Genomic DNA, 13,978 nt, shown 5'->3' with positions numbered 1-13,978 from the left:
CTTCAAAGCTAAGATTTTTTATTGTGTTAAAAAATTGGGCTCCGTCCCCTATTTGTGTGACAAGCAGGTCGAGTTACCTACCATAAAGCGAAGCAAGAAGTTTCCCATAGTTCTATGTAAAAAGTCCGCAGGTTGGTTAGGGATATGCCTAATTTTTTTTATCGAGGCATCTATAGTAAGATCATGTTCTTTTCGTCCATCATAGTCATGCACCTCCCCATCGAGTTGGATCAGGAGCAGAACTCACTGGAATAGAAATCAGCAACCTATTTCAAAAAACGATGAAGTTGACCCCCGGCTGGCGGAGCAAATTGACCCTATAGGGCGTAATCACAATTCTCGTGGTTCTGGGTGGGAATTGTAATTCCACCCGAGTATTCTTTCCAATTTTTAATGGGCTTGCCCACCCCTCCCTTTCCTTAAATAAAGGGTGATAGGCTCTGCTATCATAGAGATTTCTGGATTAAAAGGTGTTTGAATGTTTCCTGAATTATGCCCGGATGGGCGATAAAAGTTGGTTTATTATCCTTCTTATCGCAAGAGAATAATATGGTTGCCAAAAAACTCAGTAGTAAAAATTTTCTTTTCTTAGTAGTTATTATTGCATAGTTTGAATACATACAATAACTATGAAGCCCTCTCAGAGAGTGCTACAAGCATGACAAAAAAGGGGATCTCTCCCCTTACTCCTAAAAAGGACATTCATTTAGTATATAATCCACTGCTTTCTGCGCTTTACTTGCAGCCTCGATCAGGAGGTGCTTGTCATTTCGCAGTTCGTTTAACCAGTTTTGGATATAGGCTACTGAGTTTTCCAGTAAATTCTTATCCAAGATCCCTGTATAATTATTCAGGTACCCTGCGCCCATTTCAGCAATCAGTTCTTCTTTGCTATATTCTTCGGATGCAAATTCTTGTGGGTCTGAAACACCAACCCGATCCAGTCTCGAGTTATGTCCAGTCGAATGCACCAGCTCATGATAAAGCACTCCATAGTAGTCTTCACTTGATGGAAACAAGGTTCTTTCCGGCAAGGTGATTTGATCGAGATCCGTCCTATAATAAGCTGATGATCCCTTATGAATCAATTCCGGCGGTCTTACCATGTCCTCATAGATCTTACGGCAATGCTCATTTACCGGCAGAGACTCGATTGTTGACAACTCTGGAAACTCCCATTCTATCCCATCTAACTGCTCTATGGGAAATACCTTAAACTCTTTGAGAAATCCAGATCGGGTGACCTGTTTCAAATCATACAACCCAATTTGGCTTTCTGGAATCACCTTTCCAGTTTTCTTATCTCTAAAGGCAAATTTCCAATAGCATATGGGAATAGCCTTCGCTCCCTTCCTGACTTTTCCTCCCAGCGCTTGAGCTTGTTTAAAAGTTAAGTAATACGGATACTGATGTCCACAGGATAAGAGCATCCAGAGGTTAATTCCCTTATAGGGTTTCTTGGTCAGATAATTTGCAGGAAGTCCCATCTCATGCCAAGGTTGCTTCCAGGGAATAATCCCCTGTTTCAGTTTCTCAATGATCAGATTGGTAAACTTCTCATAGATATCAGATTGGGATCCTGTTACCTGAAAGTTAGATCCCCTCCTTCTCTTTGCTGATTTTTTTGTTTCAGTCTTCATAGCTTTTGTGTTTTGGTTTTACAAATACTTATGAAGCTGAACCAGCCTGAGTCCGGCACTAAGTGCAAGAGGAAACGGAATAAACCAGCAAAGGCAAGAGCACGGGCTTTATGCCGTAGTCTCTTGCCTCGTGTGCTGGAATCAGGTTAAATTGGCGTAAGAAGGAATAGAAAAAATAAAAAAAAATTAAAGAGGTCTGCTAGAGAATTTTAAGTGGGTGAACCTGTCCTAAATGCGATGATACCTAAAACCTCCGAAATTTTTTGAAGGGTATTCAGTCTAGGATTTTCCTTGCCACTTTCAAACTGAATAAACCAATATAAAGTGTCATTAGCCGCACTATCACATGCTTACTCTATTTTCTCAGGAAAGATTCTGCCTTATAGTGCTCCTAATGACACTTTATCGGTCTTAATCAAAATAATTCGGTTATTATATCTTTTTTAGTTTCACAATTTAAGACAGAAGCAGCTTAAAAACATTTCTAGAATTGAACTAGCCAGTGAAAAAAATCCTACGAATATTTTAATAAAAAAAAGATGACATTTTCTTGGGATAATAAACTTCAGTTTCTAGATTTGTCATCTAAGTTTAATTAATCTAAATAAGGATAATGAAGTACTTTATTTTATCAGCTTTTCTTCTGCTCAGCCTAAATGCATTTTGCCAATCCGGATTAAATGGTAAAGTCAGCAATGAATCGATGGAACCACTACCAGGGGTTACGATATATCTGGAAGAATTACAAGTAGGAACCACAACAGATTTTGAAGGATTTTATAACTTAAAGGACATTCCTGAAGGAACCTGGACAGTAACTGTAAGAATGTTAGGCTACCAAACCACAAAAGAAAAAGTAGCATTTACTACCAATAGTATAGAGACTTACAACACACTATTGAAGGAGGATTACGGTAGCTTGGATGAGGTAGTGATTTCTGCCAGCAGAAACCCGGAATACCTTTCTGAAATCCCTGCTTCAGTCTCGGTTGTAAATTCCGAAAAACTCACAGAATTCACCAAATTATCATCCAATATTAATGAAATACTGGCATTTGCTGTACCTGGTCTTGCCGTGGGGACAGGGACTTTTTCCAATTGGGGACAAACTTTAAGAGGCCGATCCTTATTGGTAATGGTGGATGGAATTCCTCAATCCACTCCGCTGCGAAATGGACTTTTAGGAATTAGAAGCATCAATCCAAATGATATAAGTAGAGTGGAGGTAATAAAAGGAGCTACTTCTATATTCGGTAATGGAGGAAATGGGGGTTTTATAAACTACATCACTAAAAACCCGACTTCCACAGAAAAAATAAGTGGAACCACCAATATTTGGGGAACCTCACAGCTTTCCAATACAGAAGACGCACTAGGTTACGGGATCTATCAATCCATTACCGGCAAGAAGGATAAATTTAATTATTACATCAGTGGAAGTATAGAACACACCGGAAATAAATATGATGCGGAAGGGGTACCTCTTCTTCCAACGTATGGGCTTGATAACACAAATATTTATAGTACATACGGTAAATTGGAGTATTTGCTTTCAGAAAATCAAAAAATAACGCTTAACGGAAACTTTTACAAATCACTACAAGACTCCCCGTTTATTCCTGTTTTTGCTAATGTTCAGGTACTTAATGAGAAAGGAGATTACTCCTTGGAGCCAGGCTATGGCATAAAGGGTTCAATTCCGGAAGAGCAGCCTACGGGTTCACAATTGATTAATGGGAGATTAAAATATAATTTGAACGCTATTTTTTCAGGTACTACCGATTTTGAAACAGACATATATTATTCTAAAGCAAAAAGTATTTTCTTTTATTCGGATAAATTTGAAAACGGAGGCCAATCTGTAATCAATTCAGAAAAATATGGTGTAAGGCCTAACTTCAGTACCCGAATCAATACGTATCGAAACATTGACCTCTCATTTATCTATGGTCTGGACCTTTTAATGGACAAAACTAATCAGGGTTTGTTAGATGGAAGGCTTTGGGTTCCAAATATTGAACTTATGGGTGTAGCACCTTATTTACAAACCACTTTGAAACTAGACAAAAAGTGGGCGTTTAAAGTTGGATTGCGATATGATGATTTGAAAATGAATATTGCCGATTATAATACCCTGCCTTATTCGCCTAAGGGAGATGGTAACTTTAACCCTTCGATAGCAGTTCAAGGCGGAAAGCTAGCATTTGATAATCTAGCATTTAATATGGGAGTCAGATATATTGAGCATCAGGAATTCATTCCTTACATCAGTTATTCTCAAGGCTTTTCCATAGCCGATTTAGGTTCCATTTTAAGATCTGCTATAGCTGAAAATATAGACAATATTCTATTAGAACCAGCTGTCACCAATAATTATGAATTCGGATTTATTTCTAAGTTCAAGAATCTGCGCTTAGAAGCAGTAGGCTACTATAGCACCTCAAATCTAGGCACCGGAGTTGTATTCAGTGATGAATTAAATTCGTTTGTACCTTCTGAACTACCGCAAAAAATATTCGGTGGGGAGTTTGTCATAGACTATGCTTTTTCCAACAATAAATTGCTTCTGGGAGCTTCCTATTCCTATGTAGAAGGACTTAAGAATCCTAAAGGAGACGAAAATAACTTAAGCTATGTTGGTGGGGATGTTATTTCTGCACCCAAATTAACAGCTTATGCCACATGGAGTCCAACTGAAAAGATAAGTACAACATTGAACGTAATAAATTTAAGCGATCGAAAAAGATTTGATCCATTTCAGGACGCTAAAGGAAATTATGCCTTCAGGCATACTGAATTTCCTGTTAATGGATACACGCTTGTAAACTTATCGGCGACTTATAAAATAAAGAGCAATATCGACGTTTCCTTAGGTATAAATAATCTTCTGAATGAGTATTATTTGCCAGCAAGGTCACAGTGGGCTGCTCCATTAAGATCTTTTACTGTAGTAGGAGAAGGAGCGAATGCTCGCCTTAGTTTAGCTTATAATTTTTAAATATAATGGTCGACGTTATTTATCCAGTTTATAAGCAAATACCATCCTTCACCAATAAATTTATTACTTGAAGCCTTTCTCAGGAATAGTTAAGCAAATACATCTTTATTTAGGAATGTCTTGCGGTATTTTAGCTTCCATAACCGGATTCACTGGCTCTATGTATGTATGGCAGCCAGAGATAATAGCCGCTTTAAACCCTAAATTATTGGCGGTGGATTCTATGGATAAAATTTCAGAAGAAGCACTTTTAAAAACCTCCCTGACCCTATTCGAGAATCAAAAGGATACTATAGCAAAGATATTCCTCCCTTACCGGGAACAGCAGACGATTTCTATTGTCTATACTAATGGTCAAACATTTTATTATCATCCGGAAAATGGAATGGTTCTAGGACAAAAATCTGCTTCCATTTCATTTTTTGAGGATCTGTTAATGATTCATCGTACCCTTGGAATTCCAGAAATTGGCAAATACATTGTGGGCGGAAATGCTATTTTGTTTTTCCTTTTTATCCTCACCTCTGGATTATTCTTATGGTGGAAAAAGTATAAATCTAATTTTATAAAAGGAGTTAGAATTAGATGGAAACGAAATAGGAAAAGGCTTAACTATGATGTTCATAAAACACTTGGATTTCTCTTTTTCCTACCTTTACTTGTCATGGCATTTTCTGGTGGATATTTTACTTATAACACCTACTATAAAGAGGGTTTTAAGTTGGTGGATGGATTTACAGAAAACACCAAACCCGAGAAAAAGATGAAGGTGGGCACTACCTTGGATTTACAGGATTTATTGGAGAAGTCAGAGAAAAATTATTCGCTTCGAGCAATTTACTTGCCCGAAAATTTAACTTCAACATATCAATTTAGATATGTAAAAGACCGGCTTATTTCTCCCGGCCTTAGAAAAACCAAGGAAATAAAGCTAGATCAAAATCGTAAAGTTATTGATGCTGTCTCCTTTGAGAGTGATCTGGTTAGTGATCAAATAGCAGTGCAAATGTATCCGATTCATATTGGAGAAATTGCAGGCATGATGGGGAGAATTTTGGTTTTTATCTCAGGACTTATTCCCATAATTCTATTTATTACAGGTTTGAGATTTTACTATTTCAGAACGTACATCAAGAAGAATGTCCGTTAACCATAGCTCTAAAGTTATGCATCCCATTTCAGATTTAACACATTTGAACCTTCTGATTTCAATAATTCATTTTCCCTATCAGAATAAGCCAAATAGAAAAGATAGCACCGAGTTTAAATTGATACAATTTTAAAGATGCGTTATTGTAACTGTCCTGTATTACATAACTATTATTCCATGCCAATTCAAATCATATTTTCTCAAATTTAAAAAATTCTTTGATGTGTTTATTTGACCCATATAGTACCAAAATATCCGTTCTCTCCAGCTTTTGATCCGGAGTAGCAATTCCCTGTATGTTCATTTCGGTTTGTTGAGACCCCAGCAAACTTTTTACTTCATGCTGTTTCATAATAGTTAATACCAATAGGTTAAATTTACTTCGAAACCCAATTTCTCTGATGGTCCTTCCGATGTACTCCTTCGGTACCTTTGCTTCAACAATACTAAAATGTTCATTTAACTCAAAAGAATCTACTACATTTTTAATACATAGCTTTTTCGACCACCTCTCTGCTGTTTCTTCTTCAGGATGGACAATTTCATCCACTCCAATTGCTTTTAAAACTTTTTCATGAAGTGGATTAATTGCCCTGCTAATCAATCGCTTAACTTGCATATTTTTAAATATAGCAGTTGACATAATATTCGCACCCTGATCTTCTCCGATAGCCACTATTACAATATCAGTATCTTCCAGCGGTAAACCCGAAACTGTAAACTCATCAGTAGCATCCATGCAGATGGTATGAGAAATTTTTTCCTTATATAAATCAACTTTCTCCATTCTTGTATCAATCCCAATCACCTCATTTCCTTGAGCTGTTAATTTTTGAGAAAGCGAGGAACCAAAGTTTCCGAGACCTACAACTATATATTTCATTTCATCTTTAGTTAATTGTAATTTCTTCAGTTGGATACCGATAATTTTTATGCCTAACTTTTTTGAAAATTGCAATAATGATAGACAACATACTTACCCGACCGACAAACATGATGACGATGAGGATCAATTTACTTGGTTCAGATAGAGCTGTTGTAATACCCAGGCTTAAACCGACAGTACTATAGGCAGAAAAGCATTCAAAAGCGATATCCTTTAAATTCTTCTCACTGTCGAATAAGGAAATCAACATGATGCCTAAACCAATAACAATCAATGAAAGAGAAATGGTAGCAAAAGCTCTTCTGACAGAAATGTCCGCAATTTCTCTTCTAAAAACCTCCAATCTAGTTTTTCCTTTTGCCAAGCTTAAAATATTTAAGGTGGCAATCGCGAAGGTACTAGTCTTAATACCACCCCCGGTTGAGACTGGGGATGCTCCAATCCACATCAACAGAAATACCATCATCGTTGTTGGGAATAACATGGCGGAGGTGTCAATTGAATTAAAGCCAGCAGTTCTTGGGGTCGTAGCACCAAATAATGCGGTAACAATTTTCCCAAAACTGGTATGGCCTTCCAGTGTATTGTGAAATTCCAAAATATAGAATAGTGCAAAGGCAACTAATGAAATACTCACCGTGGTAATTAAATTAATTCTACTGTTGATATTTAATACCCATGGTCTAGATTCAAAATTTCTTTTTTTATGGAAAAAAATCTTCATTGATCTATACTTCAGGTAGTTTATAATATTTGAAACAATAGAAAATCCCAAACCTCCCAATACAAAAGTTGCAATTATAACAAGGTGCAGGAAATAATTATATTTAAATCCCTTTTCAAATAAGCTGTTCGGCAAAGTTGAAAAACCAGCATTGCAAAAGGCGGAAATAGAATGAAATGCAGAGAAAAAGAATCTATTAATATGGGATGGAAAATTCTGTGTATCTAAACTAAAAAATATCAAAACTGCCGAGAAAAATTCAATTCCAAACGTAATCATAATCACATTCTTTAAGGTAGAATATACTTCACCTAATTTTTTTGAATTGTTAATATCACCCAACACCAATTGATTTTCATAGGTAACACCACCACTAAAAAAATAACTGAAATAACTAGCAAAAGTCAAGATACCCAATCCCCCAATCTGTATTAGCAACATGATAATTACTTGCCCAAACTCGGTAAAGTAGCTTCCTGTATCCACTACCACCAAGCCTGTGACACAAACAGCACTAGTGGATGTAAAAAGAGCATCAACAAACGAAAGTCCATTATATGTTGCATTTGGAAGCATTAGCATTCCAGTACCAAAAAGGATTATCAAAAAAAAACTTCCAACAAATAATTGTGCCGGATTCAAAATCGTCCTTTTATAATTCACTTTCAACTCAGAAAACTCTCTGATAAAGGTGGCAAGGACTGCTATCCGAACCCAAATCGGATTTTCGAGTATGAGATCTGTTTCAAATGGAACCCCTACAAACAGGAACATATAATAGATCCACAGAGTGAAAACAACTGAAAATAAATCAAAGACAAATACACTCTTTCTTATTCTCTTATTTATACTGAGATACCGGAAGATTGTCGACACAATTCCTATGGCCAGAACAAAAAAGAAAAATCCGTCAAAAAAACGTTGTGTTGACCGTTGCTGAAAAAACCCAAAATCGGAAATGATGGCAAAAATTCCCAGAACGCTAATCCAAAATGCAATTCTGTTTAAATATTTCAAATCGAACTTCATCCGTCAAAGGTATTTAATCAAAGGAATTTTCCAACGGAAAAATCTTTGCAAATTGAGAAGCAAACCTATTCTAATGGAAGACAATAAAATATTAATCCTGAAAAAAAATAAAACGGAGATCCTAAAGTCATTAAACAGAATAAGAGTCTCTAGCCTCGTGTGACCAGATCAGGCTTAATTGGCGGAAGATGGAATTGAAAAAATAAAAATATTTATCGGTTCAGTTCCATATAATATGGAAGTCGATTCAGGATTAAGAATTTGCCTGTGTACAATTTATATCAATCAAATATTTAAAATTTGTGTCAGGCTATTGGGTGAAAAGTTCCTGCTAGAATGGATTGGTAATTTCACATTCTCAATTTCCAAATTCGCCAAAACAAGTAAATGATCCGAAGCGTAATGTTCCTGAATGAACTCATGAAACATGGTATAAATGCCAAAATCAACTGAATATAGTGTAAGTACCATTAAGGGAAGAAGGAAAAAATGCTTTTCATATGAGGTATGATTTAATAGTTTGAATATAGCCAACAACTATGAAGCTATTCATAAGAACGCTAAATATAAGTCCAAAAAAAGGGATCTCTCCCCACTTTTCAAAATAGATATTGATTTAGAATACAATCCACTACCTTCTACGTTTTGCTGGCAACCTCTATCAGTAAATGCGTATCATTTCTCAGCTCATTTAACCAGTTTTAGATATAGGATGCAGAGTTTTCCAGCAGATTTTTATTTAAATACAATTAGGACAATTTACTAATTCTCTCCCTGAATATTTGCATCAATATCTTACTGAGTGGGAGTCCGGATAAATATGTGAGCCGATCAATCAGTAATGATTTCTGTTTTTCAGGCATTACAAAACTCGAAGTATCTCCTCCAAAGGAAAGACTTCCGGAATCATCCTTGACTTTATGTGGCAACGGATTTTGACAGAATCCAATTTCGTTACCTAAGATATCTACATGAAGGATTTGAATCCACTGATAATCTGAATAATGGTAAATTGGGAAAGTTGATCACCGAATTAGTTAAATTTTGGAACATCGTAACCAATTTGCTAATGTAGATGCTACTTGTTCTTAGGGAGTAATTCCTGACACAAATCTTTAGAGTAGTTGGTTAGCTGTAGTTCCTTATTCAATTTCCGTTTTTCCCACTAATTTAGAAGCAATCATTCCTCCAGCTAGGGAGATTACAATTACTCCAAGGGACAACCATTCAGGGATCTCCACTTGATGAGATATTATCATTTTTATTCCCACAAATGCTAAAATCACGACCAAACTATAATTGATATATTTGAATTTATCCAACATACCAACAACTAGAAAGAACATAGACCTTAACCCCATTATTGCAAGAATATTGGAGCTAAAAACGATAAATGGGTCTGCTGTAATTGCTAAAATTGCAGGAATGCTATCAATAGCAAAAAACACATCGGTAAGCTCAATTATTATTAGTGCTACGAATAATGGCGTAGCATATTTGACCCCATTATTTATAATAAAAAACTTATCACCTTCAACAGTAGTCGTAACTGGATAAACTTTAGAAATCCATTTATATATTATAAAATCGTGAGGGTCTTTTTGACTATTATGGCTAAATAACATTTTAAGAGCCGTTAAAATTAAGAACGCCCCAAAAACATAAATCATCCAGTTAAATTTTGTAATGAGCGCTACTCCAAAAAGGATCATAAGTGCTCTAAAAACAATTGCACCTAATACACCATAAAAGAGTACTTCATGCTGATACTTTTTAGGTATAGCAAAAGAAGAAAAGATAAGTGCAATAATAAAAATATTATCTACACTCAAGGAAAGTTCAATTAAATACCCTGTTATGTATTTTATTACTGCATCGGATGGTGTTAAATTTGTTGGGTTTGCGATCCAATTATTCTGAAATGAAAGATAAACTATTCCCGAAAAAAGTATGGCACACGCTACCCAAACACTTGTCCATATTGCCGCCTCTTTTGTTTTAATTTCGTGAGGCTTACGATTAAATACACCTAAGTCTAAAATTAAAGCCAATATTACTATTACAATAAAAACTGTCCAAACTATCATAAATTATTTAAAAATCAAATAAGTCTCCTAAAAAGCCATTCTTCTTTTTGTAATGGCTTTGTTTATCAGAATGATACCGTTCGTTATGGGGATAGTTATCTCTTTGAGGAGCGGATGGTTGTTGTAATGAGCGATCTATAATTTTATCGAGTTCACCGCGATCCAACCAAATCCCACGACAATCAGGACAATAATCGATTTCAATACCATTTCGGTCTGCCATTATTAGGGCTACGTTACAATTTGGACATTTCATAATTTTCTATCTTTAAATTCAATTGTTTAATTATTTTACTTGACAAAATTCCCATTGGAGTCAAACAGAATTTCGATATCATTGTATAATTCAACTTTTTGTCCTTCCTCATCTAACTCCCATTCAATTACTTTAAAATTAGGATAGTTAGTTTGAACATATTCAACTATGCGAACTGGAAGAAGAAACATTGACACACCCAATTTAGATTCAATTTCTCTGATTGTATAGGCTTCACCAAATTCCAATTCTACATTTCTATTTAGTTTTATTTTATATACCACTTTATTATTACTAATCTCTTTTATCACCTTTCTTGTTTTATGATCTTTGAAATTTTGATTAATATAATTTGTAATTTCGAGAGGAATCTCATTTTCGGCAAGTGCCGTTTTCTGAGCATTTGCTTTTTCGGAAAATAAAATTCCTAAAACAATAAAGGGCAATATTTTGAATATATTCATAAATTAATATTCTTAAATGTGATTAATATTTTTTTTATTAAATACTAATTTTATAATCACAGGCGCAGTAACTAATAAAACTAACCCTAATAAAATATATTCCAAATTATTCCTTACCCATGGAATTTCACCTAAAACATAGCCTAATAATGTTATACTTCCTACCCAAATAATCGCTCCGAAAATATTGAAAAAAGAAAACTTTTTAAAGTTCATTCCTAATGCACCCGCAATAATTGGAGCAAAAGTCCTAACTATAGGTAAAAAACGTGCGATAGCGATAGCAAAACCACCTCTTTTTTCATAAAAATCATGTGCTACTTGAATATGTTTTCGTTTCAAAAACCAAGTATCATCTTCTCTGTTGACAATGTGTTTAAATTTATACCCAAACCAATATCCGAAGAAGTTTCCCAAAATTGTTGAGCACGCAAACAACGTCATCCAGAACAAAAGATTGGGGAATTGATTAGGAAATGGATATGGGGTTTCGCTGGCAGAAGCTATCACCATACCAGAAATAAATAAAAGAGGATCACCGGGCAGAAAAAACCCAATTATTACCCCTGTTTCAATAAATAAAACCAGCAGGACCAAATATAATCCGCCATTTTTCATTATCCAGTCGGGGTCTAACAGGTATTGAAGAGATTCTAGTGCTAACTCCATTATTGGTTTAAGATTTACAAGGCAAGCAAAGATAGTCAAACTATTTAAAATGGGAGTATTACTGTCATAAAAAATTAGTGTACTACCGAAAATTTAACTAATTTTAAGAAATCAATACCTGTATTCGCTCAGATTCAATTTAAATGAAGTTTGAAATTCAGAGTTAAAATATCCCTTGACTTACCTCGATTGATACTTATTTCTATCAAGAGGAACCTTTTTCATTGATTTAAGTCTAGAATAATAAATAATTTTTTTTCATACATTTGAAAAAATTTTTTCTCTAAAGAAACAACCCTAATGAAAGTTCAGTTTAGAATAAAAATGAATAAAGGATTATATCTTCGCGACCCAGAAGATACGGAGTTGGGAAGAAAAATCCTAAAACATAGTGTAGAACTTATTTATAAGTTAGGATTTGAAGCCTTCACTTTTAAAAAACTCGCTGAAGATATTGGCTCAACAGAAACGGGTATTTATCGTTATTTTGAAAATAAACATAAATTATTGATTTATATTACTGCGTGGTATTTTGGATGGATCGGATTTCAAATAAATTTTCAAACCAATAACATTGAAGCACCTAAAATTAAACTACAAAAAATAATCAATTTATTATCATCTCCTATTGAGGATGATAAACAAACGAGTTATATTGATGAGAGCTTGCTGCATCCTGTAATTGTTGCAGAAGGTTCCAAAGCATATTTAACTAAGCAAGTGGAGGAAAATAATAAATTGGAATTTTTTCAGCCATATAAGGATTTATGTATAGTGATAGGTAATGTTATTCTAGAATACAATCCTGATTACAAATTTGCTAAATCTTTAGCTTCTACAATTATCGAAATAGCTCATTTTCAAAACTTCTTTATGCATAATCTATCATCACTTACCGATTTTAGCAAAAAAAATAAAGAAATTGAAATAGTTGAGTTTTTAAATGATCTGGTTTTTTCAAGTATTGATAAAAACTAGATTTTAGAAGGTAAATGTTCTTCCAAGTTGAAATATATCGTTGGTATTTGCGGGAATAGTGATGCATTTTCCAAATTTTATGATTCTAAAAAAAATAACCTGTATTGCGACCACCCCTAAAACTTATATCAGTACCCAAAAGCTATAATCAACATATATTCAGCATAAAAAAAAATGTATCATTGAACGCATTAAAATAGGATTTATATAATGATTTTTTTTTTGGAAAAGGATGCAAATAACAGGACAAACCTAAGTCATAAATGTTCTGGCCGTCAGTCCACTTTTTGCATTGATGCTTTTACTTTGTGCCGGAATCCTTCCTATTGCCTATTAAGAAAAAAGAGCCCTAAAGCTCTCCTTCATCTGCAAAGGAATAATACCCCTCTGCAGTCATAATCACATGATCCAGCACCGGAATATCCAGAATAACACCGGCTTGCTTAATCCGCTGGGTTAATCTTTTATCCTGTTCTGAAGGCATTAGATTCCCACTCGGATGGTTATGAGCTAGGATTACAGAGCTAGAATTTGATTTAATTGCGGCTGCATAGACCAGTTTCACATCCACTACCGTTCCTGCTGTTCCTCCAGAACTGATGTTTACGATTCCAAGAACTCTATTGGCTCTTGATAGCAGCATCACTTTAAAATCCTCTACAAACTCTATTCGTTCGTTATCCCAAGCTTGGGCAAATACTTCATATACCTGTCTTGAACTTTCAACTCTTGGTCTAAGGGAGTTTTTTACTTTACCACTATAGCTCAATTTGATTTCAGCTACTTCAAATAGATCATTTTTTCTTTCGAGCGTATCCATAATTTCTTTTCGTTTTGGTGAACAATGAATTAGGACAGCCACACAGGTCTTGGGAGAGATAAGGCCATGAGGAAAAGGAATAAATAATGAGCCGCAGGCGAATGGCTTTATGCCGGAAGCTCATGGACGCATCGCAGCCAAGGACTAACTTTGGAAGAATTCAGGGACAAAAAACTTCAGCTCATTACCAATTATCTATAAAATATTTTAAAAAACTATTTTTTGGTAGCTACCACAAAGGTGTAAAAAACAGGGATTTACCATCCCCACATTTGCT

At 34.9% G+C, this 13,978-nt stretch carries 11 protein-coding genes; 3 read left to right on the top strand and 8 right to left on the bottom strand.

All coding sequences use genetic code 11. The features are described 5' to 3' along the window. Positions 1-689: 689 nt before the first annotated feature. The gene (locus BM291_RS16405) at positions 690-1,640 is read right to left on the bottom strand and encodes an ArdC family protein (protein ID WP_092899405.1); all 951 of its coding nucleotides are present in this window, start codon (positions 1,638-1,640) and stop codon (positions 690-692) included. A gap of 613 nt (positions 1,641-2,253) precedes the next feature. Here BM291_RS16405 and BM291_RS16400 point away from each other — a divergent pair. Further along, positions 2,254-4,638: a TonB-dependent receptor gene (locus tag BM291_RS16400; RefSeq protein WP_092899403.1), complete on the top strand. Its 2,385-nt coding sequence runs from the start codon at positions 2,254-2,256 to the stop codon at positions 4,636-4,638. 67 nt (positions 4,639-4,705) lie between these two features. Continuing rightward, the gene (locus tag BM291_RS16395; RefSeq protein ID WP_092899401.1) at positions 4,706-5,788 is read left to right on the top strand and encodes a PepSY-associated TM helix domain-containing protein; all 1,083 of its coding nucleotides are present in this window, start codon (positions 4,706-4,708) and stop codon (positions 5,786-5,788) included. A gap of 190 nt (positions 5,789-5,978) precedes the next feature. Here the strand turns inward: BM291_RS16395 and BM291_RS16390 are convergent, their stop codons facing one another. The 6 genes from BM291_RS16390 to BM291_RS16360 all read right to left on the bottom strand — a co-directional run bounded on the left by BM291_RS16390 (position 5,979) and on the right by BM291_RS16360 (position 11,903). Further along, positions 5,979-6,671 carry a potassium channel family protein gene (locus tag BM291_RS16390; protein WP_092899530.1) on the bottom strand — a complete coding sequence of 231 codons (693 nt, stop codon included), beginning with the start codon at positions 6,669-6,671 and terminating at the stop codon, positions 5,979-5,981. A 7-nt stretch (positions 6,672-6,678) separates the two neighbouring features. Further along, positions 6,679-8,427: a TrkH family potassium uptake protein gene (locus BM291_RS16385; protein WP_092899399.1), complete on the bottom strand. Its 1,749-nt coding sequence runs from the start codon at positions 8,425-8,427 to the stop codon at positions 6,679-6,681. Between the two features lie 1,142 nt (positions 8,428-9,569). Beyond that, positions 9,570-10,514, bottom strand: coding sequence for a TerC family protein (locus tag BM291_RS16375; RefSeq protein WP_092899395.1), 945 nt, complete (start codon positions 10,512-10,514; stop codon positions 9,570-9,572). Positions 10,515-10,521: 7 nt separating this feature from the next. Next, entirely contained in the window at positions 10,522-10,737 is a 216-nt protein-coding gene (locus tag BM291_RS16370) for a TFIIB-type zinc ribbon-containing protein (RefSeq protein WP_245786901.1), read from the bottom strand. Between the two features lie 68 nt (positions 10,738-10,805). Continuing rightward, positions 10,806-11,234: a PepSY-like domain-containing protein gene (locus BM291_RS16365; protein ID WP_092899391.1), complete on the bottom strand. Its 429-nt coding sequence runs from the start codon at positions 11,232-11,234 to the stop codon at positions 10,806-10,808. Between the two features lie 12 nt (positions 11,235-11,246). Further along, positions 11,247-11,903: a DedA family protein gene (locus tag BM291_RS16360; RefSeq protein WP_092899389.1), complete on the bottom strand. Its 657-nt coding sequence runs from the start codon at positions 11,901-11,903 to the stop codon at positions 11,247-11,249. A 300-nt stretch (positions 11,904-12,203) separates the two neighbouring features. On the opposite strand from BM291_RS16360, the gene BM291_RS16355 reads away from it, so the two are divergent. Then, positions 12,204-12,881, top strand: coding sequence for a TetR/AcrR family transcriptional regulator (locus BM291_RS16355; RefSeq protein ID WP_092899387.1), 678 nt, complete (start codon positions 12,204-12,206; stop codon positions 12,879-12,881). A gap of 349 nt (positions 12,882-13,230) precedes the next feature. Here the strand turns inward: BM291_RS16355 and BM291_RS16350 are convergent, their stop codons facing one another. Continuing rightward, positions 13,231-13,701 carry a JAB domain-containing protein gene (locus BM291_RS16350; protein WP_092899385.1) on the bottom strand — a complete coding sequence of 157 codons (471 nt, stop codon included), beginning with the start codon at positions 13,699-13,701 and terminating at the stop codon, positions 13,231-13,233. Between the last annotated feature and the right edge of the window lie 277 nt (positions 13,702-13,978).

This window comes from Algoriphagus aquimarinus (assembly GCF_900112005.1).
Lineage (GTDB): Bacteria > Bacteroidota > Bacteroidia > Cytophagales > Cyclobacteriaceae > Algoriphagus > Algoriphagus aquimarinus.
Note: the sequence above shows the minus strand (reverse complement) of the source record. Positions and strands in the feature narration are given on the sequence as shown.

Excerpts from the sequence above, each read along its gene's own strand:
- BM291_RS16375 (WP_092899395.1), bottom strand. The coding sequence starts at position 10,514 with ATGATAGTTTGGACAGTTTTTATTGTAATAGTAATATTGGCTTTAATT.
- BM291_RS16405 (WP_092899405.1), bottom strand. The coding sequence starts at position 1,640 with ATGAAGACTGAAACAAAAAAATCAGCAAAGAGAAGGAGGGGATCTAAC.
- BM291_RS16390 (WP_092899530.1), bottom strand. The coding sequence starts at position 6,671 with ATGAAATATATAGTTGTAGGTCTCGGAAACTTTGGTTCCTCGCTTTCT.
- BM291_RS16400 (WP_092899403.1), top strand. The coding sequence starts at position 2,254 with ATGAAGTACTTTATTTTATCAGCTTTTCTTCTGCTCAGCCTAAATGCA.
- BM291_RS16365 (WP_092899391.1), bottom strand. The coding sequence starts at position 11,234 with ATGAATATATTCAAAATATTGCCCTTTATTGTTTTAGGAATTTTATTT.
- BM291_RS16355 (WP_092899387.1), top strand. The coding sequence starts at position 12,204 with ATGAAAGTTCAGTTTAGAATAAAAATGAATAAAGGATTATATCTTCGC.
- BM291_RS16385 (WP_092899399.1), bottom strand. The coding sequence starts at position 8,427 with ATGAAGTTCGATTTGAAATATTTAAACAGAATTGCATTTTGGATTAGC.
- BM291_RS16370 (WP_245786901.1), bottom strand. The coding sequence starts at position 10,737 with ATGGCAGACCGAAATGGTATTGAAATCGATTATTGTCCTGATTGTCGT.
- BM291_RS16350 (WP_092899385.1), bottom strand. The coding sequence starts at position 13,701 with ATGGATACGCTCGAAAGAAAAAATGATCTATTTGAAGTAGCTGAAATC.
- BM291_RS16360 (WP_092899389.1), bottom strand. The coding sequence starts at position 11,903 with ATGGAGTTAGCACTAGAATCTCTTCAATACCTGTTAGACCCCGACTGG.